Here is a 20,887-nt window from a genome sequence, read left to right as displayed (position 1 = left end):
TTCTCCTTAGTTGGTCGCGGTCATCTCACCCGGCAGCGCTGCGCTGGCCGTCTGGCCTGCGCCACTCTGTGGCGCAGACTGCAGCGGATGGGCATCAAAGTATTTACGCAGACCGTTATAAATCGCTTCGGCAATTTGCTGCTGATAGCTGTCGCTTCCCAGCAGACGCTCTTCACCGTTGTTACTGATAAAGCCCGTCTCTACAAGGATGGACGGGATATCTGGCGAGCGCAGAACGCCGAGGCTGGCATGTTCAGGACGACGCTTATGCAGCACGCCAATACTTTGCAGCTGGTTCAATACGTTAGTGGCGACATCATACCCGACGCGCTGAGAATGACCGAATTGTAAATCCAGCACCGCCTGGCTGAGATACGGGTCTGACTGGCTGTTTGCCAGCACATCGCCCGCGCCGCCCAACAGTTCGGACTGCTTCTCATGCTCTTCCAGCCAGTTGGCCATTTCGCTGTTGGCGCGACGGTTCGAGAGTACCCATACCGAGGCGCCGGTCGCGTTACGGTTTGGCGCAGCATCCGCGTGGATGGAGACCAGGAAGTTCGCATTCTGCTTACGTGCAACGTCCGAACGCCCCATCACCGAAATGAAGTAATCCCCGTCGCGGGTCAACACGCCTTTGAACATAGGGTCGTCGTTGAGCAGCGCACGCAGCTTACGGGCAATGGCGATGGTGACATTTTTCTCTTGCGTTCCCCCCGGGCCAATCGCACCCGGGTCCTGTCCACCGTGACCCGCATCGATGGCGATAATCACTTTGTCACCGCTGGTCGCTGCACGGCGCGCACTCGCTGCCGGACGCGTTACCGTATTGCTGCTGGTTGCCGCAGTGATGCGATCGTTCTGCGATTTAAACGGATTACGCGCAGGTTCAGCAGGACGCGGCGTATACACCGGTTCTTCGACGCGTTTCGCAACGACCGGCGGCGGTGGAGGCGGTGGCGGGACATCAGCATTGATGGTAAAGACCACCGTATAGTTCGCCCCGTTTTGCTGCTTCACCGCCTTCGTTTTGCCCTTTTCGGTCAGATCGACCACCAGGCGTAACGACTGGCTATCCTGCGGCGTACCCGAACGGATACTTTTCACCAGGTTGTTGCCGCTGAACTGCAGCGGGAGTCCCTGGATCACGCCTGTCTGTTTGATATCCAGCGCCACGCTGTGGCTGTCTGGCTGTGAAAACGCATACTCAGGATCGCCCATAAAGCTGAACGTGATCCGGGCCTGGCTTTCGCCGTTCGATACCTGAATATCTGAGAGGTTTGCCGCCCCGGCCTGCGCGCACAGCAGCACGGTGGCAGCCAACAACCAACCTTTAACGCGATTTATCATCCCGTCATCCCTACGCTTAACCGGCCAGTCGCGCCAGTAAGGAACTGCCTGATGAGGAAACAGCACTGATGCGTGCCTCACGCCCTTGTGCCTGGTAATCTAAGTGAATTTCGACATCCGGGTCAGGCAGCACACCCGCACCTTGTTGCGGCCACTCCACCAGGCAGATGGCATCATTGGCAAAATAATCACGGATCCCCATAAATTCCAGCTCCTCAGGATCCGCAAGGCGGTATAAATCGAAGTGGTACACCATGAGATTTTCAAGGGTGTACGGTTCTACCAGCGTGTAGGTTGGGCTTTTCACATTCCCGTTATGCCCTAACGCCTGCAAAAAACCCCGGCTGAAGGTGGTTTTACCCGCACCTAAATCACCATACAGATAAATGACGGTTGCCCCCTGACAGGCCTGCGCCACGCGCTTGCCGAGTTCTAAAGTGGCTTGTTCATCAGGTAAAGGAATCGCTCGATTAGTCATTTTCTACGTCAATCACATCCGGGTTAACAACACGCCGCAGCGTGCAAAAGAGATCGGTGGCCAGCATACCGCGTGTACCGTAACGCGCGGCCAGTTTATCTGCCGCAACGCCGTGGGCCACGCAGCCCGCGCAGGCTGCATCATAAAGGGGAAGTTTCTGTCCAAGCAATGCGCCGATGATGCCGGAAAGCACATCGCCCATGCCGCCGCTCGCCATGCCCGCATTTCCGGCATCAATAATCCCCTGCGTCTCGTCACAGGCGACAACGGTTCCTGCCCCTTTTAAAACAGCAACACCTCCGTAACGTTTTACCAGACGCTGAGCAGAAAGTAAGCGATCGCTTTCAATTTCTGCCACGCTGCAGTTAAGCAGCCGCGCGGCTTCGCCAGGGTGTGGCGTCAGAATGCGATTGTGACGCTTATCCGGGTTTATTGCCAGAAGGTTAAGCGCGTCGGCATCCCACAGCATCGGTTTGCGAAAATTCTCGACCTTTTGCAGGGCCTGTTTACCCCACGCCTGCTGTCCAAGCCCGGGACCGATCACCACCACATCCGCCCATTCGAGACTTTCCTCTAACGTCTGAAGCGTAAGCTCATGGACCATCAGCTCCGGTCGGGCGGTGATGATTGGCGCAATATTCTCAATGCGAGTGAGCACTCGCACTAATCCGGCGCCGCTGCGCAGGGCAGCTTCACCGGTCATGCGAATCGCACCTGCCGTACCGTGGTCGCCGCCCACAATGACCAGCCTGCCGTGATCGCCCTTATGGGACGTCGGCCGGCGCGGCGGGAGCCATTCAGCAAGCTGCGATGCATCAAAACGCGCGATGCGCATGTCCTGCCCGGCGAGCCAGCTCTCCAGTCCCAGCGCACTGTGGTGCAGCACGCCGACGACATCCCGCGCTTTGCCGGTCAGTAACCCCGGCTTGAGGGCGATGAAGGTCACCGTATGTGCCGCCTGAATCACCGCCCCCGGCGTCGCGCCGGTTTGTGCCATCAGGCCAGAGGGAATATCCAGGGCGACTACCGGCGCGGAATGTCTGTTAGCGTGTTCAATAAGCGCGGCAACGTTTTCGCGCGGCGCGCTGCGCAGCCCGGTGCCCAGCAGCCCGTCAACAATCAGATCAACATCCTCTGGCCAGACGATATCAGGCGCATGAATCACACCGCCTGCGTTCAGCCATGCCTCCCGCGCCGCGCTGGCCTCTTCCGGCAGCGGTTTATCACTTTCGAGAGCCAGCAAGGTCACGCGGATACCCGCAGCCACCGCGAGACGGGCAACGACGTAGCCATCACCGCCGTTGTTGCCGTGCCCGCACAGAATTAGCCAGTGAGCCGCCTGCGGGAAGGCGCTTCGGGCAACGTCAAACGCCGCCTCACCCGCGCGCAGCATCAGTTCATACAGGGTAATCCCGAGGCTGTCTGCGGCCTCTTTTTCGGCGCGCCGGAGGTCATCCGCATGCCAGATGGAATGTGGTATACTTGCGGGGTTTTTCTTCACCGTATGGTCCGTCATGTCACAGCCCCTCGATCTCAATGAATTAGCGCAAAAAATAAAACAGTGGGGTGCTGAGCTTGGCTTCCAGAAGGTGGGCATTACCGATACCGACCTTTCCGCCAGCGAGCCGAAACTGCAGGCCTGGCTGGATAAACAATACCACGGCGAAATGGAGTGGATGGCGCGTCATGGCATGATGCGCGCCCGTCCACACGAGCTTTTGCCGGGCACATTACGCGTCATCAGCGTGCGCATGAATTATCTGCCCGCCAACGCGGCCTTTGCGCGCACGCTAAAAGACCCCTCGCTGGGTTACGTTAGCCGGTACGCCCTGGGACGTGATTACCATAAGCTTCTGCGTAACCGTTTAAAAAAACTCGGGGAAACTATTCAGCAGCACTGTGTTTCGCTGAATTTTAGACCCTTTGTCGATTCCGCGCCTATTCTTGAGCGTCCGATCGCCGAAAAAGCCGGGCTTGGCTGGACAGGTAAGCACTCACTTATCCTTAGCCGCGACGCCGGATCGTTCTTCTTCCTCGGTGAACTGCTGATCGATTTACCGCTGCCGGTAGACGGCCCGGTAGAGGAAGGCTGTGGCCGCTGCGTGGCCTGTATGACCATCTGCCCTACCGGCGCCATCGTTGAGCCCTACACCGTTGATGCGCGCCGCTGTATCTCCTACCTGACTATCGAACTGGAAGGGGCCATTCCAGAGGAATTCCGACCGCTTATCGGCAACCGCATCTACGGCTGCGATGATTGCCAGCTCATCTGCCCATGGAACCGCTATTCGCAGCTTACTGACGAAGAGGATTTCAACCCGCGTAAGGCGCTCCATGCCCCGCCACTCATTGAGCTGTTCGCCTGGTCCGAGGCCTGGTTCCTGAAAGTGACGGAGGGTTCGGCTATTCGCCGTATCGGCCATCTGCGCTGGCTGCGAAATGTCGCCGTCGCGCTGGGGAATGCCCCGTGGGATGAAGCCAACATTCGGGCGCTTGAAAGCCGTCGAGGTGAGCACCCACTTCTTGATGAACACATAGAATGGGCGATTGCGCAGCAGATAGAGAAGCGTAATGCCTGCGTGGTCGAGGTGCAGCTACCGAAGAAACAGCGTCTGGTGAGGGTGATTGAGAGAGGGCTTCCGCGGGATGCCTGAACTATTCACAGCCTGTGAATAAAATTACAAACTCAAGCGCCATCTGGGCTGGAGATGAGGTCAAGTGATCTCAATAACATTTTGAAATCAAATTTTATACTTAAAATACAGTGTATTATGAAGATATTATTCACCCTGCTAAGTTTTAACCCTGTTTCGGTTAAGCGCAGTTTCTGTGGATAACTCTGTTCACAAGAGTATTTCAGAGACAATAGAAAACGTCCCCAGCGACGCTTTTCGCTGTGGATATTTTAGAGATGAAGAAGAATTTGGAGCGGGAAACGAGACTCGAACTCGCGACCCCGACCTTGGCAAGGTCGTGCTCTACCAACTGAGCTATTCCCGCTTGGGTGGTCCGTGCTGTGGAAGCACTTTCAAATTTTGGAGCGGGAAACGAGACTCGAACTCGCGACCCCGACCTTGGCAAGGTCGTGCTCTACCAACTGAGCTATTCCCGCTTGGGCAGTCTGTGCTGTGAAAGCACTTTCAAATTTTGGAGCGGGAAACGAGACTCGAACTCGCGACCCCGACCTTGGCAAGGTCGTGCTCTACCAACTGAGCTATTCCCGCAAATCTGCACTGCTTTTGTTGCTGTCGTAACGTGTAATTCTCTGTCGTTACGGGAGGCGCATTATACGAGAAATCCTTTTAGCTGCAACCCCCCTTAAAGCGATTTTTTCGAAATTCAGTTCAAATGCTTATTTAATCGGCAAGCTGAACAATTTAACGACAAAAACCCGGCCACGCAAGGCGCCGGATCTCAAAATCACAGCTTAATAAAGTTTTCGCGGTAGTAGGAAAGCTCCGCCACGGACTCTCGGATATCGTCCATCGCCTGGTGCGTCCCCTGCTTTTTAAAGCCGTCGAGGATTTCAGGCTTCCAGCGACGCGCCAGCTCTTTCAGCGTGCTGACATCCAGATAGCGGTAGTGAAAGTAAGACTCCAGCTCCGGCATGTACTTAAACAGGAAACGACGATCCTGGCCGATGCTATTCCCACAGATAGGCGATTTGCCCGCCGGAACCCACTGTTTCAGAAACTCAAGCGTCGCCAGCTCCGCCTCACGGTCACCCATGGTGCTCGCCTTCACGCGCTCCACCAGACCACTGCCGGTGTGGGTACGCACGTTCCACTCATCCATCAACGCCAGCTGGTCATCGGACTGATGCACCGCTATCGTTGGCCCTTCCGCCAGGATATTCAGGTTGGCGTCCGTCACCAGGGTTGCAATTTCAATGATGCGATCGCGCTCGGGATCCAGCCCGGTCATTTCGAGATCGATCCAAATCAGGTTGTTTTCATCCGCGCTCATGTTATTTTCCACCCTTCTCGCATAACCGGCAGTAGCAGGTTAACTAGTATTAATTAGAGTGTATCATAGAGGTTTTGCCCCCTACGGGCGACCAGGAGCCAGTGCGATTGAGTAAAAATAAACTCTCCAAAGGGCAGCAGCGCCGCGTGAATGCCAATCACCAGCGCCGTCTTAAAACCACTGCGGAGAAGGTCGATTACGACGACAACCTGTTTGGCGACCCAACGGAAGGCGTAGTCATCAGCCGTTTCGGTATGCACGCTGACGTGGAATCCGCCGATGGTGCGATTCACCGCTGCAACATCCGCCGGACCATTCGTTCTCTGGTGACCGGCGACCGCGTCGTCTGGCGGCCGGGGAAAGAGGCGGCGGAAGGCGTGACGGTAAAAGGTATCGTTGAAGCGGTCCATGAGCGTACGTCTGTGTTAACCCGTCCCGATTTCTACGACGGGGTCAAACCGATTGCCGCCAACATTAACCAGATTGTTATCGTATCGGCGATTTTGCCCGAACTGTCGCTCAATATTATCGACCGATACCTCGTCGCCTGCGAAACGCTGCAGGTTGAGCCGATTATCGTGCTGAACAAAATCGATCTGCTGGACGACGACGGAATGGCCTTCGTCAATGAGCAGATGGATATCTATCGCAAGATTGGCTACCGCGTCCTGATGGTCTCCAGCTACACCAAAGATGGCCTGAAACCGCTGGAAGAGGCGCTTACCGATCGCATCAGCATCTTTGCGGGCCAGTCTGGCGTGGGCAAATCGAGCCTGCTGAACAACCTGCTTGGCCTGCAACAAGAGATCCTCACCAACGATGTCTCTGATGTCTCGGGCCTGGGCCAGCACACCACCACCGCGTCACGCCTGTATCACTTCCCGCATGGGGGCGATGTCATCGACTCCCCGGGCGTGCGAGAGTTCGGTTTATGGCACCTGGAGCCGGAACAAATCTTTAACGGATTTGTCGAATTCCATGATTATTTAGGCGCTTGCAAGTACCGCGACTGTAAACACGATAACGACCCAGGCTGCGCTATCCGTGAAGCGGTTGAGAAAGGCGAAATTGCGGAGACCCGCTTCGAGAATTACCACCGTATTCTTGAGAGCATGGATCAGGTAAAAACGCGTAAAAACTTTTCTGATTCTGATAACTGACAACTAAGCTAAGCATCGCTAAAATCGTCCCCTTTTTTCAGGTTCCGGCGGCTTAACGCCGGATCAGGAACGACAAAACAATGGCCTGGAGGCTACCTTGTTAAACGCATTTAAACTTTCGCTTCAATACATTCTGCCAAAACTGTGGCTCACTCGCCTGGCGGGCTGGGGCGCGAGCAAACGCGCAGGCTGGCTGACCAAACTGGTCATCGACCTTTTCGTAAAATATTACAAGGTCGATATGAAAGAGGCGCAGAAGCCGGATACCGCCAGCTACCGCACCTTCAACGAATTCTTCGTGCGCCCGCTGCGTGACGACGTGCGCCCGGTGAACACCGACCCTAACGTCCTGGTGATGCCGGCAGATGGCGTGATCAGTCAGTTGGGTAACATCGAAGACGACAAAATTCTGCAGGCGAAGGGCCATAACTACAGCCTGGAAGCGCTGCTGGCGGGTAACTACCTGATGGCGGATCTGTTCCGCAACGGTACCTTTGCCACCACCTATCTGTCACCGCGCGACTACCACCGCGTGCACATGCCGTGTAACGGCATCCTGCGTGAAATGATTTACGTCCCGGGCGATCTGTTCTCCGTGAACCACCTCACCGCGCAGAACGTGCCAAACCTGTTTGCCCGTAACGAGCGCGTCATCTGCCTGTTTGATACTGAATTCGGCCCTATGGCCCAGATTCTGGTCGGTGCGACCATCGTCGGCAGCATCGAAACCGTCTGGGCTGGCACCATTACCCCACCGCGCGAAGGCGTGATCAAACGCTGGACCTGGCCTGCCGGTGAAGCGGAAGGCTCTGTGGCCCTGCTGAAAGGCCAGGAAATGGGTCGCTTTAAGCTGGGCTCCACCGTGATCAACCTGTTTGCGCCGGGCAAAGTGAAGCTGGCTGAACAGCTTGAAAGCCTGTCGGTGACAAAGCTGGGCCAGCCGCTGGCGGTCTCTACTGAAACCTTCGTGACGCCAGAGGCAGAACCGGCTCCGCTGTCACAGGAAGAGATCCAGGCCGAGCACGACGCCAGCCCGCTGGTTGACGACAAAAAAGACGAAGGCTAACAACAGAAGGATCGCTGACGTGCGCCCGATTATCGTTCTACTGATGGCCTGGTGCCTCAGCATGGGGGCGTACGCAGCGACAGCCCCCGACGCCAAACAGATAACCCAGGAACTGGAGCAGGCAAAAGCGGCCAAACCCGCTCAGCCAGAGACCGTCGAGTCGCTCCAGTCCGCACTGAACGCGCTTGAGGAGCGGAAAGGCTCTCTTGAGCGCGCTCAGCAGTATCAGCAGGTTATCGACAACTTCCCCAAACTCTCGCAGACACTGCGCGCGCAGCTTAATAACTTGCGTGACGAACCGCGCGATGTGCCGGCAGGCATGACCTCCGACGCGCTGAACCAGGAGATCCTGCAGGTCAGCAGCCAGCTTCTGGAAAAGAGCCGCCTTGCTCAGCAGGAGCAGGAGCGAGCGCGCGAAATTGCCGACTCTCTCAGCCAGCTTCCGCAGCAGCAAACCGACGCCCGTCGCCAGCTTAATGAAGTTGAGCGCCGCGTGGGTACGCAAAACGGCAATACGCCGCAGGCACAGGCCCAAAATCTGGGCCTGCAGGCAGAATCGGCTCGCCTGAAGGCCCTTGTCGATGAGCTTGAGCTGGCGCAGCTTTCCGCCAATAACCGCCAGGAGCTGTCGCGGATGCGCTCAGAACTCGCTCAGAAGCAGAGCGAGCAGCTGGACGCGTATCTTCAGGCCCTGCGCAACCAGCTCAACAGCCAGCGCCAGCGTGAAGCGGAGCGCGCGCTGGAAAGTACCGAGCTGCTGGCAGAAAACAGCGATAACCTGCCTGCCGGCATCGTCCAGCAGTTTAAGGTCAACCGTGAGCTTTCGGCCGCGCTGAACCAACAGGCGCAGCGTATGGATCTGGTGGCCTCGCAGCAGCGTCAGGCCACCAATCAAACCCTTCAGGTTCGCCAGGCGCTTAACACCCTGCGCGAGCAGTCCCAGTGGCTCGGATCGTCAAACCTGCTGGGCGAAGCGCTGCGCGCCCAGGTCGCGCGGCTGCCGGAAATGCCCAAGCCGCAGCAGCTGGATACCGAAATGGCCCAGCTGCGCGTTCAGCGCCTGCATTTTGAAGATCTTCTCAACAAACAGCCGCAAATCCGCCAGATCCGTCAGGCTGACGGACAGCCTCTGACCAGCGAGCAAAACCGCATTCTGGAAGCCCAAATGCGTACCCAGCGTGAACTGCTGAACTCTCTGCTCCAGGGCGGGGATACGCTGATTCTGGAGCTGACCAAGCTAAAGGTGTCCAACAGCCAGCTGGAAGATGCGCTGAAAGAGGTGAACGAGGCGACGCACCGTTATCTCTTCTGGACGTCAGACGTGCGTCCGATGACCTTCTCGTGGCCAATTGAGATTGTCCAGGATCTGCGCCGTCTGATTTCGCTGGATACCTTCAGCCAGCTGGGACAGGCCAGCGTGATGATGCTCACCAGCAAAGAGACCATTTTCCCGCTGCTGGGGGCGTTGATTCTGGTGGGCTTCAGCATTTACTCGCGCAGACATTTCACCCGCTTCCTTGAGCGTTCCAGCTCCCGGGTGGGGAAGGTTACCCAGGATCACTTCTGGCTGACGTTGCGCACCGTATTCTGGTCGATTCTTGTCGCCTCCCCGCTGCCGGTGCTGTGGATGACGCTGGGCTATGGCCTGCGGGAAGCCTGGCCCTATCCGCTCGCGGTAGCGATTGGCGATGGCGTCACCGCCACGGTACCGCTGCTGTGGGTGGTGATGATTTGCGCCACCTTTGCGCGACCCAATGGCCTGTTTATCGCCCACTTTGGCTGGCCGCGTAATCGCGTGGCGCGCGCCATGCGTTACTATCTGATGAGCATCGGGCTGATTGTGCCGCTGATTATGGCGCTGATCATGTTCGATAATCTCAACGACCGCGAATTCTCAGGCTCGCTGGGCCGCCTCTGCTTTATGCTGATATGTGGAGCGCTGGCCATCGTCACGCTCAGCCTGAAACGCGCGGGTATTCCGCTCTATCTGGATAAAACCGGCAGCGGCGACAATATGTTCAACCGGCTGCTCTGGAACCTGCTGCTCAGCGCACCGTTGATTGCGATGCTGGCAGCCGCGGTGGGTTACCTGGCGACGTCGCAGGCGCTGTTGGCGCGTCTGGAAACCTCTGTGGCCATCTGGTTCCTGCTGCTGGTGGTGTATCACGTGATCCGCCGCTGGATGCTGATTCAGCGCCGCCGTCTGGCGTTTGATCGTGCCAAGCATCGCCGGGCGGAGATCCTCGCCCAGCGCGCGCGGGGTGAGGAAGAGCCAAACCACGTCAACAGTACGGAAGGCACGACGGAGGCGGATGAGGTCGAGCTGGATCTGGATGCCATCAGTACCCAGTCCCTGCGTCTGGTTCGCTCTATACTGATGCTGATTGCACTCCTGTCGGTCATCTTCCTGTGGTCGGAGATCCACTCCGCATTTGGCTTCCTGGAGAACATCTCGCTGTGGGATGTGACCTCCACGGTGCAGGGCGTTGAAAGCCTGGAGCCGATCACCCTGGGGGCAGTGCTGATTGCCATTCTGGTGCTGATCATCACCACCCAGCTGGTGCGCAACTTCCCGGCGCTGCTGGAGCTGGCGCTGCTGCAGCATCTGGATTTAACGCCGGGTACGGGCTATGCGATCACGACCATTACCAAGTATCTGATCATGCTGTTTGGTGGACTGGTTGGCTTCTCGATGATCGGCATTGAGTGGTCGAAGCTCCAGTGGCTCGTCGCAGCGCTCGGCGTCGGGTTAGGTTTTGGTTTACAGGAGATCTTCGCCAACTTCATCTCTGGTCTGATCATTCTGTTCGAAAAACCGATCCGTATTGGCGATACCGTCACGATCCGCGATCTGACCGGCAGCATCACGAAGATCAACACCCGTGCGACGACGATCAGCGACTGGGATCGGAAAGAGATCATCGTGCCAAACAAGGCGTTTATTACCGAGCAGTTCATCAACTGGTCGCTGTCAGACTCCGTTACCCGTGTGGTGCTGACGGTACCGGCACCGTCGGATGCTAACAGCGAAGAGGTCACCCAGATCCTCTACACCGCCGCGGAGCGCTGCTCGCTGGTGATCGACAACCCGGCGCCGGAAGTCTTCCTTGTGGATTTACAGCAGGGGATTCAGATTTTCGAGCTGCGTATCTACGCCGCCGAAATGGGCCACCGTATGCCGCTGCGCCATGAGATCCACCAGCTGATTCTGGCGGGCTTCCGCGAGCACGGTATTGATATGCCGTTCCCACCGTTCCAGATGCGTCTGGAAAGCCTGGACGGGCGTAAAACGGGAAGAACGCTGACGTCAGCGGCGCGTACGCGCCCGGCGGGCAGTCTGTAACGCGTCTCCCCTCCCTTTCGGGAGGGGAATATTCCCGCTACGCCACTTCTGCGATGTACGCCGTCGCGCGTCGACGGTAATTCTCATAAATCCCCATCGCTAACAGCGAGAAGAAGATTGGGCCGCCCACCATCCACAGCGCGCTGTTCCAGTCGTTCGCCTCAATCACCGGCTGAATAATGGTGAAGATGTTGGCAAACGCCACCACCAGCAGCACCACCGTGGTGGCCAGCAGCGTTGCCGCGCGGGTTTTGAAGATCACAAACGGACGTTCAAGGTCCTGCTTCGCCTTAAAGAACGGGAACGCCAGGGTCAGGAACAGGTACGGCAGGGTCATCGACACGTTCGCCATCAGGGTCAGCTTGTTGTAAAACGCAGACGCCGTATCGCCGCCAAATGACACCAGCAGAATGAACGCACATACCAGCAGGCACTGCATCCACATCGCGTTAGCAGGCATCCCCGTCGTGTTGAGCTGGGTCATGCGCGCAGGCCACAGCGCCTTCGGCGTACCCTGAATAATCGCTTTCAGCGGCGAATAGATCAGCGTGAAGAATGCGCCGGTATAGGCGAGGAACATCGACAGACCGGTAATACGCGCAAACCAAATGCCCAGCGTTGCCGCCGCATCCGGCGTCAGGTTCATCGCCTGCCCCAGCGTCATCCCCAGACTTTTCATCAGCACATAGGTGATGTTCCCGAGGTTGGTGGTGCTGTTGCTCAACACCTGTTGCCAGTTGGTGCTGACCCCCCAGAGGAAAATCGCCAGCGAATAGCCGATGGAAATCACGATGGCGGCAAAAATAATGCCTTTGGCAAAGTTTTTCTCCGGGTTCTCGGTCTTGTCGACCAGACCGCCAACGGCTTCAATGCCGCCGTAAGCGAAGATGGCAAACACCACGAAGGAGAGCATAGCCAGCCCGGACTGGTAACCTGGATTAGGCGATGAAACGAAGTTCACTTCCTGCGCAAAATGACCACCGTTCAGGCACAGGATAGCGATACTCACCAGCAGCAGCACCAGGTTCAGGCACATCACGGAAATCCCGCCCACGGCGGTAATCCGGGCAATTTTATTGATACCTTTAGACGCCACCAGCGTCACGACAACCATCCAGCATACCGCCAGAATCCCGACGACCTGCGTGGAGCTCAGCCCGGCTAACGACCAGACCTGGGTTTTATCGGCGCCGAAAACAAACGTCGAGAACGGCACCCAGACTTTAGCGGCCGTACTGACCATCCAGACGACGTAGGATGAAAACCACATAAACGTACCGATAAAGGCATAACGCGGGCCGACGCTGTTGTTCATCCATGAGTAAATCCCGCCCTCTTCTTTCCGGTAAGCCGAGCCCATCTCCGCCATCATCAGCGCAAACGGGATAAAGAAGAACAGAGCAGAAACGATATAAAACGGCGTCGCGCTATAGCCCATCAGATAGAACGCGGAGGGGCTGTTGGCAAAGCCAAACACTGAGGTAAATATCATCAGGATGAGCCCGGTGAGGGTCATCTTTTTGAGTGAGTGGGACATAGAACCATCCAAAGCGGAATTAAACTGCGCGGATGGTAGCAGAAGACCAGACTAATATTGTGGCTATAAAGGCCAAATTAAGAAAAACACCCGTATATTGATAATAGGGCAGTTTTTAATGTGGCAGGGCCAAATGACCGAGTAGGCCGGGTAAACGACAGCGCCACCCGGCAATTCTTTAAGCGCGATCGACCGTAAAGGCAATCACATCGCCCAGCTGCTCGGCGCCCAGCGCCAGCATCACCAGACGGTCTACGCCCAGCGCCACGCCGGAGCAATCCGGCAGGCCCGCTTTTAACGCTTCCAGCAGGTTGGTATCGATCGGCTGCTGTGGCAGGCCGCGCGCGGCGCGCTTGCGGTTATCCTGCTCGAAACGCTGCGCCTGCTCGCGGGCGTCGGTCAGTTCGTGGAAGCCGTTCGCCAGCTCAATACCTTTGTAATAGACCTCAAAACGCTCTGCGACACGATGGTCTTCGGTACTGATCTGCGCCAGTGACGCCTGGCTTGCCGGGAAGTGATAGACAAACGTCGGACGGTCTTTGCCAATCTGCGGTTCCACGCCGAAGGTGAACAGCAGCTGCAGCAGCGTGTCGCGATCCTCTTCGGTATCCGCCACGTTGCTCAGATCCAGTTTTGCCGCCACTTCCCGCAGCTGGGTTTTGTCCGCCGACAGCGGATCGATTTCCAGATAGCGCTGGAAGGCCTGCTGATAAGAGAGCGTTTCAGCTTCAGAGCAGTCCAGGACCTGCTGCAGTAGATCGTCTACCTCATTCATCAGGCGGTACATATCATAATGCGGGCGGTACCACTCCAGCATGGTGAATTCCGGGTTGTGGTAACGCCCCATCTCTTCATTACGGAAACTGCGGCACAGCTGATAGACCGGACCACACCCCGCCGCCAGCAGGCGTTTCATGTGGTATTCCGGGCTGGTCATCAGATACAAATTCATGCCCTGAGAGTGGCCGGGGCCAACAAAACGGGTTTCAAACGGGACCAGATGAATATCCGTTACCGTTGCCTGACTCATGCACGGGGTTTCCACCTCCAGGACGCCGCGGTCGGCAAAGAAACGGCGAATCTCCGTCATAATTGCAGCGCGTTTTAACAGATTAGGGATGGATGCGCTCGGCTCCCAGGTGGCCGTTTCGCTCATGAGTTGTTCTCCGATTTCAGACAAGGGCACGAAGTCTACTCGTTAGCAGGGACAGAGACAAATTTTGCGCAGTAAAAAAGCGCATTTCATTTAGGTGAACAATTGCGTGATGCAATTCATCAATCTCAATGATAAATCGCCGGACAGAACAGCAAAAAAATCGAACACGTCAAATTTCCCTGACATCTACACGGTTATACTGTTTTACCCATAAAGGAGCAGTGGAAACGCTTTCGCAATCGTCCTTTTGGACGGGTGAACTACCTTTAGTTTGTCGCGTTGCGAAATAACAAAAATCTGGAGGAATGTCGTGCAAACTTTTCAGGCCGATCTTGCCGTAATAGGCGCTGGCGGGGCTGGATTACGTGCTGCGATTGCTGCAGCGCAAGCTAATCCCAACGCTAAAATCGCATTGATTTCAAAAGTCTATCCAATGCGCAGCCACACGGTGGCCGCAGAAGGAGGGTCCGCCGCCGTTGCGCAGGATCATGACAGCTTTGAATACCATTTCCACGACACGGTTGCAGGGGGCGACTGGCTTTGTGAACAGGATGTCGTTGACTACTTTGTGCACCATTGTCCAACGGAGATGACCCAGCTTGAACAGTGGGGTTGTCCGTGGAGCCGCCGTCCGGACGGCAGCGTCAACGTTCGCCGCTTCGGCGGCATGAAGATCGAACGCACCTGGTTCGCTGCCGATAAGACCGGCTTCCACATGCTGCACACCCTGTTCCAGACCTCCCTTCAGTTCCCACAAATTCAGCGCTTCGATGAGCATTTCGTCCTCGACATTCTGGTGGATGATGGACACGCGCGCGGCCTGGTGGCGATGAATATGATGGAAGGCACGCTCGTCCAGATCCGCGCCAATGCGGTGGTGATGGCGACGGGCGGTGCGGGCCGCGTTTATCGTTATAACACCAACGGCGGCATCGTTACCGGCGACGGTATGGGTATGGCGCTCAGCCACGGCGTGCCGCTGCGCGATATGGAATTCGTGCAGTATCACCCAACCGGTCTGCCAGGATCCGGCATTCTGATGACGGAAGGCTGCCGCGGTGAAGGCGGTATTCTGGTCAACAAAAACGGCTACCGTTACCTGCAGGATTACGGCATGGGTCCGGAAACCCCGCTCGGCGAGCCGAAGAACAAGTACATGGAGCTCGGCCCGCGTGACAAAGTCTCTCAGGCTTTCTGGCACGAGTGGCGCAAAGGCAACACCATCTCCACGCCGCGCGGCGATGTGGTCTACCTCGACCTGCGTCATCTGGGCGAGAAAAAACTGCTGGAACGTCTACCGTTCATCTGCGAGCTGGCGAAAGCCTACGTCGGCGTCGATCCGGTGAAAGAGCCGATTCCGGTACGCCCAACGGCGCACTACACCATGGGCGGGATCGAAACCGACCAGCAGTGTGAAACCCGTATTAAGGGTCTGTTCGCCGTCGGTGAATGTTCCTCCGTGGGCCTGCACGGCGCCAACCGTCTCGGCTCAAACTCGCTGGCCGAGCTGGTGGTCTTTGGCCGCATGGCGGGCGAGCGCGCGATGGAGCGGGCGGCAACCGCAGGCGAAGCCAACGGTGCCGCGCTGGATGCACAGGTCGCCGACGTTGAAAAACGCCTGAAAGATCTGGTGAACCAGGAAGGTAACGAGAACTGGTCTAAGATCCGCGACGAGATGGGCCTGTCGATGGAAGAAGGCTGCGGTATCTACCGTACCCCTGAGCTGATGCAAAAAACCGTCGACAAGCTGGCGGAACTGCAGGAGCGCTTCAAGCGCATGCGCATCACCGATACCTCCAGCGTTTTCAACACCGACCTGCTCTATACCATCGAACTGGGCCACGGCCTGAACGTGGCGGAATGTATGGCGCACTCTGCGCTGGCGCGTAAAGAGTCGCGTGGTGCCCACCAGCGTCTGGACGAAGGCTGTACCGAGCGTGACGACGTCAACTTCCTGAAACACACGCTCGCCTGGCGCGATGCGGATGGCACCACACGTCTGGACTACAGCGACGTGAAAATCACCACGCTGCCACCGGCTAAACGCGTGTACGGTGCAGAAGCAGAAGCCGCCGAGAAGAAGGAGAAGGCGAATGGCTGAGATGCAAACACTCAAAGTTGAAGTGGTGCGCTACAACCCGGAAGTGGACGCCGCACCGCACAGTGCTTTCTATGAAGTCCCTTACGACGAGCAAACCTCCCTGCTGGACGCGCTCGGCTATATCAAAGACAACCTGGCGCCAGACCTGAGCTACCGCTGGTCCTGCCGCATGGCGATCTGCGGCTCCTGCGGCATGATGGTCAACAAGGTGCCGAAGCTGGCCTGTAAGACCTTCCTGCGTGACTATACCAAAGGCATCAAGGTCGAAGCCCTGGGCAACTTCCCGATTGAACGCGATCTGGTGGTCGATATGACCCACTTTATCGAAAGCCTGGAAGCCATTAAGCCCTACATCATCGGCAACCCGCGCACGCCGGATCAGGGGCCAAACACCCAGACCCCGGCTCAGATGGCGAAATACCATCAATTCTCCGGCTGCATCAACTGCGGTCTTTGCTACGCAGCCTGTCCACAGTTTGGCCTGAACCCCGAGTTCATTGGCCCGGCCGCCATAACCCTGGCGCACCGCTATAACGAAGACAGCCGCGACCACGGTAAAAAAGAACGTATGGCGCAGCTTAACAGCCAGAACGGCGTCTGGACCTGTACCTTTGTGGGTTATTGCTCCGAAGTCTGTCCGAAGCACGTCGACCCGGCCGCCGCTATTCAGCAGGGTAAAGTGGAAAGCTCGAAAGACTTTCTTATCGCTACCCTGAAACCACGCTAAGGAGTGCATGATGACGACTAAACGCAAAGCCTATGTGCGGCCTGTGCCGTCCACCTGGTGGAAAAAACTGCCGTTTTATCGCTTCTACATGCTGCGTGAAGGCACGGCGGTACCGGCAGTCTGGTTCAGCCTTGAGCTGATGTACGGCGTTTTTGCCCTCAAGCATGGCCCGGAAACCTGGGCCAGCTTCGTCGGTTTCCTGCAAAACCCGATCATAGTCATTCTGAACCTGATCGTGCTCGCGGCCGCGCTGCTGCATACCAAAACCTGGTTTGAACTGGCGCCAAAAGCGGCGAACATCATTGTAAAAGGCGAGAAAATGGGGCCAGAGCCGGTGATTAAGGGGCTCTGGGCGGTGACGGTTCTGGTCACCGTGGTCATTCTGTTTGTCGCACTGTTCTGGTAAGGAGACTATTGTGATCAATCCAAATCCAAAACGTTCTGACGAGCCGGTCTTCTGGGGCCTCTTTGGCGCAGGCGGCATGTGGAGTGCCATCATTGCCCCCGTCATCATTCTGCTGGTCGGCATTATGCTGCCGCTGGGGCTGTTCCCGGGCGATGCGCTGAGCTACGAGCGCGTACTGGCGTTCGCGAGCAGCTTTATCGGCCGCGTGTTCATCTTCCTGATGATCGTCCTGCCGCTGTGGTGTGGCCTGCACCGTATTCACCATGCGATGCATGACCTGAAAATCCATGTACCGAGCGGGAAATGGGTATTCTACGGTCTGGCGACCATCCTGACCGTGGTGACGCTGATTGCGGTGGTCACCCTCTGACGCCTCTGGCCCGCCATCCGGCGGGCCTTTTATTTCTGCATCTTCCCCACCAGCCACTGGGCAAACTCACTCATTGCGGGCGTTTCTGCGCGTGACTGCAGCCTCGTGAGCCAGTAGCTGCCAAGGTCAATCTGCGTCGCAAAGGGTTGCACAATGCGCTCACTGTTCAGCAGGTGGGTAAACATATCGACAGGGGCAATCGCTATGCCCGCGCCTGCCTGCGCGGCTTCCAGCATGGTCACGGACGAATCAAACACCATCACCCGGTGCGTCGGTGAAGGCGGGTGTTCTCCCGCGGCCTGCATCCAGGCGGTCCACTCGTCGCGCCGGTAAGAACGCAGCAGGGTAAACTTCAGGATATCGGCAGGAGTATGCAACGCGGCAGCGATATCAGGCGTGCAAAGCGGTGCCAGCGGCGCAGAACAGAGAAATGTCGCTTCCGTGCCGTGCCACGCCCCTCCGCCATAGCGAATGGCGTAATCAAGCCCCTCGGCAGCCGGATCGACGCGATTGTTGTGCGTCGACAGCTGAAGATCGATATGCGGATAGCAGCGACGAAAGTCAGCGAGCTGCGAGAATAACATCCCCGTAGCAAAAGTACCTACCACGCCAATTTTCAGCTTCTCCTGAGCGCGCTGGCTGGCAAAGCGATCCAGCATTCCGGCAATTCGGTCGAACGAGTCATTCAGTACCGGCAGCAAATTCTCGCCTTCCGTGGTCAACATCAGCCCACGGGAAACGCGGACGAACAGCTGGCAATTAAGGTGCTGCTCCAGCGCCTTTACGTGCTGGCTAATCGCGGAATGGGTGACATTCAGCTCGATAGCGGCATGCGTAAAACTGAGGTGCCTGGCGGCGGCTTCAAACGCCCGCAGGGAATTAAGAGGAAGATAGCTGCGCGTCATGGTCTCGTCCGTTAGAAAAATTAACAGCTAATGCTAAATTTAACCGTTTGTCAGCCACAGTCAAATCTCACAGACTACAGCGGTCTGACGGGCCCGGACACTCCCTTGAACTGCTATTACGGAAGATAACTGATGATGAAAAAAACCCTAAGCTGTGCCCTGCTGCTCAGCGTTGCCAGCGCTGCATTCGCCGCACCGATGTCCGAAAAACAGCTGGCTGAGGTGGTGGAACGCACCGTTACGCCGCTGATGAACGCGCAGGCCATTCCGGGTATGGCGGTGGCGGTGATTTATCAGGGTCAGCCGCACTACTTTACCTTCGGTAAAGCTGATGTTGCAGCGAACAAACCCGTCACCCCGCAAACCTTGTTCGAGCTGGGTTCGATAAGTAAAACCTTCACCGGCGTATTGGGTGGCGATGCGATTGCGCGCGGTGAAATAGCGCTGGGCGATCCGGTGACCAAATACTGGCCTGAGCTCACGGGCAAGCAGTGGCAGGGCATTCGCATGCTGGATCTGGCAACCTATACCGCAGGCGGTCTGCCGTTGCAGGTGCCGGATGAGGTCACGGATACCGCCTCCCTGCTGCGCTTTTATCAAAACTGGCAGCCAAAGTGGAAGCCAGGCACCACACGTCTTTACGCTAACGCCAGCATCGGTCTTTTTGGCGCGCTGGCGGTCAAACCCTCCGGCATGAGCTATGAGCAGGCCATGACGACGCGGGTCTTTAAGCCGCTCAAGCTGGACCATACCTGGATTAACGTCCCGAAAGCGGAAGAGGCGCATTACGCCTGGGGATACCGTGACGGTAAAGCGGTCCACGTTTCGCCAGGGATGCTGGACGCGGAAGCCTATGGCGTAAAAACCAACGTGCAGGATATGGCAAGCTGGGTGATGGTCAACATGATGCCGGACTCCCTTCAGGATTCCCCACTTAAGCACGGTATTGCCCTGGCACAGTCTCGCTACTGGCGCGTGGGAGCCATGTATCAAGGATTGGGCTGGGAAATGCTGAACTGGCCGGTCGACGCCCAAACGGTGGTCGGGGGCAGCGACAATAAGGTGGCGCTGGCGCCGTTGCCTGCAAGAGAAGTGAATCCACCGGCACCACCGGTTAAGGCCTCCTGGGTCCATAAAACGGGCTCTACCGGCGGATTTGGCAGCTACGTGGCATTTATTCCTGAAAAGCAGCTCGGCATTGTGATGCTGGCGAATAAAAGCTATCCGAACCCGGCACGCGTTGAGGCGGCATACCGTATCCTCGACGCGCTGCAGTAAAACATTGCCGGGTGGCGGCTTCGCTTTACCCGGCCTACAAAATCCACGGTGTGCGGCGAAATACCCCGCACACTCTTCCGCATTTTTCCTGCTGTCATCTACACTTAACAAAAAACAGTAAGGAAACTCCTATGCGCATTCTGCCTGTTATCGCCGCGGTGACAGCCGCGTTTTTAGTGGTTGCCTGCAGTTCTCCTACCCCACCGCCTGGCGTTACCGTCGTCACGCCTTTTGATGCACAACGCTTCCTTGGAACATGGTATGAAATCGCGCGCCTCGACCATCGGTTTGAGCAGGGCTTAGAGAAGGTCACTGCGAATTACAGTCCGATGGATGATGGCGGTATTCAGGTGATCAACCGGGGCTATAATCCCGATCGTGAGATGTGGCAGCAGTCGGTTGGGAAAGCGTACTTCACTGGCGACCCGCGGCGGGCCGCGCTCAAGGTCTCTTTCTTTGGCCCGTTTTATGGCGGCTATAACGTGATCGCGCTCGACAGAGAATACCGTCACGCGCTGGTCTGCGGGCCGGATCGCGACTACCTGTGGATACTCTCCCGCACGCCAACTCTTTCACCCGAAATGAAGCAGCAGATGCTGGACGTCGCGACCCGGCAAGGGTTTGATGTGTCAAAACTTATCTGGGTAAAACAGCCCCATTAGTGGGTGCTGAGCTTAAGCCCAACGATCCCGGCCACAATCAACGCGAGGCTGGCGATACGCGCCAGACTCGCTGACTCGCCAAGCAGCAGAATGCCGGTGATGGCAGCTCCCACCGCGCCAATACCCGTCCAGACGGCATAAGCCGTTCCCACAGGCAGAGAGCGCATCGCCCAGGATAACAGAACGATACTGACGATCATGGCGGTAACGGTAATGACGCTGGGCGTCAGGCGGGTAAATCCGTGGGTATACTTGAGACCAATCGCCCATACCACTTCGAGCAGGCCAGCAATAAAAAGAATGATCCAGGACATGTCAGGCTCCTTAACTTAATGCAAGTTGGGGCCGTCCCCGGTGAAAGAAACGCTTACGGGTCGTCCCGTAA

The 20,887-nt window shown here is 57.0% G+C and carries 18 protein-coding genes and 3 tRNA genes; 10 read left to right on the top strand and 11 right to left on the bottom strand.

Going from position 1 to position 20,887, the window contains the following annotated elements; translation table 11 throughout:
- Window positions 1-6 precede the first annotated feature (6 nt).
- From amiB to nnr, 3 genes are read right to left on the bottom strand one after another with little or no spacing between them, the layout of a single operon-like run.
- Window positions 7-1,347, bottom strand: a complete 1,341-nt coding sequence (amiB, locus tag ABFV38_RS02030; RefSeq protein WP_063622713.1) for an N-acetylmuramoyl-L-alanine amidase AmiB — start codon at window positions 1,345-1,347, stop codon at window positions 7-9.
- Between the two features lie 16 nt (window positions 1,348-1,363).
- The gene (tsaE, locus tag ABFV38_RS02025) at window positions 1,364-1,825 is read right to left on the bottom strand and encodes a tRNA (adenosine(37)-N6)-threonylcarbamoyltransferase complex ATPase subunit type 1 TsaE (RefSeq protein ID WP_013095283.1); all 462 of its coding nucleotides are present in this window, start codon (window positions 1,823-1,825) and stop codon (window positions 1,364-1,366) included.
- The gene (nnr, locus tag ABFV38_RS02020; protein ID WP_348958314.1) at window positions 1,818-3,341 is read right to left on the bottom strand and encodes a bifunctional ADP-dependent NAD(P)H-hydrate dehydratase/NAD(P)H-hydrate epimerase; all 1,524 of its coding nucleotides are present in this window, start codon (window positions 3,339-3,341) and stop codon (window positions 1,818-1,820) included. Before nnr ends, tsaE begins: the two co-directional genes overlap by 8 nt.
- Here nnr and queG point away from each other — a divergent pair.
- Complete coding sequence (gene queG, locus ABFV38_RS02015) at window positions 3,340-4,479, top strand: tRNA epoxyqueuosine(34) reductase QueG (RefSeq protein WP_348958312.1); 1,140 nt, start codon at window positions 3,340-3,342, stop codon at window positions 4,477-4,479. The genes nnr and queG overlap by 2 nt on opposite strands.
- A gap of 270 nt (window positions 4,480-4,749) precedes the next feature.
- Here the strand turns inward: queG and ABFV38_RS02010 are convergent.
- From ABFV38_RS02010 to orn, 4 genes are all read right to left on the bottom strand, one after another.
- A tRNA-Gly gene (locus tag ABFV38_RS02010) sits at window positions 4,750-4,825 on the bottom strand.
- Between the two features lie 36 nt (window positions 4,826-4,861).
- Window positions 4,862-4,937: transfer RNA gene (locus ABFV38_RS02005), tRNA-Gly, on the bottom strand.
- Window positions 4,938-4,973: 36 nt separating this feature from the next.
- A tRNA-Gly gene (locus ABFV38_RS02000) sits at window positions 4,974-5,049 on the bottom strand.
- A gap of 196 nt (window positions 5,050-5,245) precedes the next feature.
- Complete coding sequence (gene orn, locus ABFV38_RS01995; protein WP_008502926.1) at window positions 5,246-5,791, bottom strand: oligoribonuclease; 546 nt, start codon at window positions 5,789-5,791, stop codon at window positions 5,246-5,248.
- Window positions 5,792-5,898: 107 nt separating this feature from the next.
- Here orn and rsgA point away from each other — a divergent pair, with 107 nt between their 5' ends.
- The 3 genes from rsgA to mscM all read left to right on the top strand — a co-directional run bounded on the left by rsgA (window position 5,899) and on the right by mscM (window position 11,360).
- Window positions 5,899-6,951 (top strand): small ribosomal subunit biogenesis GTPase RsgA, encoded by a 1,053-nt coding sequence (rsgA, locus tag ABFV38_RS01990; RefSeq protein WP_008502927.1) that lies wholly within the window; start codon window positions 5,899-5,901, stop codon window positions 6,949-6,951.
- Window positions 6,952-7,048: 97 nt separating this feature from the next.
- A complete protein-coding gene (asd, locus tag ABFV38_RS01985) occupies window positions 7,049-8,017 on the top strand; it encodes an archaetidylserine decarboxylase (protein ID WP_023293460.1) in 969 nt (322 codons plus the stop codon).
- Window positions 8,018-8,036: 19 nt separating this feature from the next.
- Window positions 8,037-11,360 carry a miniconductance mechanosensitive channel MscM gene (mscM, locus tag ABFV38_RS01980; RefSeq protein ID WP_045909543.1) on the top strand — a complete coding sequence of 1,108 codons (3,324 nt, stop codon included), beginning with the start codon at window positions 8,037-8,039 and terminating at the stop codon, window positions 11,358-11,360.
- Between the two features lie 37 nt (window positions 11,361-11,397).
- On the opposite strand, the gene yjeM is transcribed toward mscM, so the two are convergent.
- Entirely contained in the window at window positions 11,398-12,897 is a 1,500-nt protein-coding gene (gene yjeM / locus ABFV38_RS01975) for a glutamate/gamma-aminobutyrate family transporter YjeM (RefSeq protein ID WP_045909544.1), read from the bottom strand.
- Window positions 12,898-13,075: 178 nt separating this feature from the next.
- Entirely contained in the window at window positions 13,076-14,053 is a 978-nt protein-coding gene (epmA, locus tag ABFV38_RS01970) for an elongation factor P--(R)-beta-lysine ligase (RefSeq protein WP_348958308.1), read from the bottom strand.
- 310 nt (window positions 14,054-14,363) lie between these two features.
- Here epmA and frdA point away from each other — a divergent pair, with 310 nt between their 5' ends.
- Genes frdA through frdD form a run of 4 tightly spaced genes read left to right on the top strand, consistent with a single transcriptional unit; the run spans window position 14,364 to window position 17,657 of the window.
- Window positions 14,364-16,154, top strand: coding sequence for a fumarate reductase (quinol) flavoprotein subunit (gene frdA, locus ABFV38_RS01965; protein ID WP_348958307.1), 1,791 nt, complete (start codon window positions 14,364-14,366; stop codon window positions 16,152-16,154).
- On the top strand, window positions 16,147-16,881 hold the full coding sequence (locus tag ABFV38_RS01960; protein WP_045909547.1) for a succinate dehydrogenase/fumarate reductase iron-sulfur subunit: 735 nt from the start codon (window positions 16,147-16,149) through the stop codon (window positions 16,879-16,881). Before frdA ends, ABFV38_RS01960 begins: the two co-directional genes overlap by 8 nt.
- 10 nt (window positions 16,882-16,891) lie before the next feature.
- Window positions 16,892-17,287, top strand: a complete 396-nt coding sequence (gene frdC / locus ABFV38_RS01955; protein WP_348959402.1) for a fumarate reductase subunit FrdC — start codon at window positions 16,892-16,894, stop codon at window positions 17,285-17,287.
- 10 nt (window positions 17,288-17,297) lie between these two features.
- Complete coding sequence (frdD, locus tag ABFV38_RS01950) at window positions 17,298-17,657, top strand: fumarate reductase subunit FrdD (RefSeq protein ID WP_032662398.1); 360 nt, start codon at window positions 17,298-17,300, stop codon at window positions 17,655-17,657.
- A gap of 29 nt (window positions 17,658-17,686) precedes the next feature.
- On the opposite strand, the gene ampR is transcribed toward frdD, so the two are convergent.
- Window positions 17,687-18,562, bottom strand: a complete 876-nt coding sequence (gene ampR, locus ABFV38_RS01945) for a LysR family transcriptional regulator AmpR (RefSeq protein ID WP_063622718.1) — start codon at window positions 18,560-18,562, stop codon at window positions 17,687-17,689.
- 132 nt (window positions 18,563-18,694) lie between these two features.
- Between ampR and blaACT the strand changes: the two genes are divergently transcribed.
- Both blaACT and ABFV38_RS01935 read left to right on the top strand, forming a co-directional pair.
- Window positions 18,695-19,840: an ACT family cephalosporin-hydrolyzing class C beta-lactamase gene (gene blaACT / locus ABFV38_RS01940; RefSeq protein WP_167214326.1), complete on the top strand. Its 1,146-nt coding sequence runs from the start codon at window positions 18,695-18,697 to the stop codon at window positions 19,838-19,840.
- Window positions 19,841-19,971: 131 nt separating this feature from the next.
- Complete coding sequence (locus ABFV38_RS01935; RefSeq protein WP_045909551.1) at window positions 19,972-20,502, top strand: lipocalin family protein; 531 nt, start codon at window positions 19,972-19,974, stop codon at window positions 20,500-20,502.
- Here the strand turns inward: ABFV38_RS01935 and sugE are convergent.
- Entirely contained in the window at window positions 20,499-20,816 is a 318-nt protein-coding gene (gene sugE / locus ABFV38_RS01930; RefSeq protein ID WP_008502938.1) for a quaternary ammonium compound efflux SMR transporter SugE, read from the bottom strand. The genes ABFV38_RS01935 and sugE overlap by 4 nt on opposite strands.
- Window positions 20,817-20,887 lie beyond the last annotated feature (71 nt).

The sequence above is a fragment of the Enterobacter cloacae complex sp. Mu1197 genome, from assembly GCF_040059225.1.
Taxonomy (GTDB): Bacteria; Pseudomonadota; Gammaproteobacteria; order Enterobacterales; family Enterobacteriaceae; genus Enterobacter; species Enterobacter quasiroggenkampii.
Note: the sequence above shows the minus strand (reverse complement) of the source record. Positions and strands in the feature narration are given on the sequence as shown.

What these genes read in the sequence shown, in the direction of transcription:
- amiB (WP_063622713.1), bottom strand. Translation starts at nt 1,347, where the DNA reads ATGATAAATCGCGTTAAAGGTTGGTTGTTGGCTGCCACCGTGCTGCTG.
- blaACT (WP_167214326.1), top strand. Translation starts at nt 18,695, where the DNA reads ATGATGAAAAAAACCCTAAGCTGTGCCCTGCTGCTCAGCGTTGCCAGC.
- sugE (WP_008502938.1), bottom strand. Translation starts at nt 20,816, where the DNA reads ATGTCCTGGATCATTCTTTTTATTGCTGGCCTGCTCGAAGTGGTATGG.
- queG (WP_348958312.1), top strand. Translation starts at nt 3,340, where the DNA reads ATGTCACAGCCCCTCGATCTCAATGAATTAGCGCAAAAAATAAAACAG.
- tsaE (WP_013095283.1), bottom strand. Translation starts at nt 1,825, where the DNA reads ATGACTAATCGAGCGATTCCTTTACCTGATGAACAAGCCACTTTAGAA.
- epmA (WP_348958308.1), bottom strand. Translation starts at nt 14,053, where the DNA reads ATGAGCGAAACGGCCACCTGGGAGCCGAGCGCATCCATCCCTAATCTG.
- nnr (WP_348958314.1), bottom strand. Translation starts at nt 3,341, where the DNA reads ATGACGGACCATACGGTGAAGAAAAACCCCGCAAGTATACCACATTCC.
- ampR (WP_063622718.1), bottom strand. Translation starts at nt 18,562, where the DNA reads ATGACGCGCAGCTATCTTCCTCTTAATTCCCTGCGGGCGTTTGAAGCC.
- ABFV38_RS01935 (WP_045909551.1), top strand. Translation starts at nt 19,972, where the DNA reads ATGCGCATTCTGCCTGTTATCGCCGCGGTGACAGCCGCGTTTTTAGTG.
- frdC (WP_348959402.1), top strand. Translation starts at nt 16,892, where the DNA reads ATGACGACTAAACGCAAAGCCTATGTGCGGCCTGTGCCGTCCACCTGG.
- ABFV38_RS01960 (WP_045909547.1), top strand. Translation starts at nt 16,147, where the DNA reads ATGGCTGAGATGCAAACACTCAAAGTTGAAGTGGTGCGCTACAACCCG.
- yjeM (WP_045909544.1), bottom strand. Translation starts at nt 12,897, where the DNA reads ATGTCCCACTCACTCAAAAAGATGACCCTCACCGGGCTCATCCTGATG.
- orn (WP_008502926.1), bottom strand. Translation starts at nt 5,791, where the DNA reads ATGAGCGCGGATGAAAACAACCTGATTTGGATCGATCTCGAAATGACC.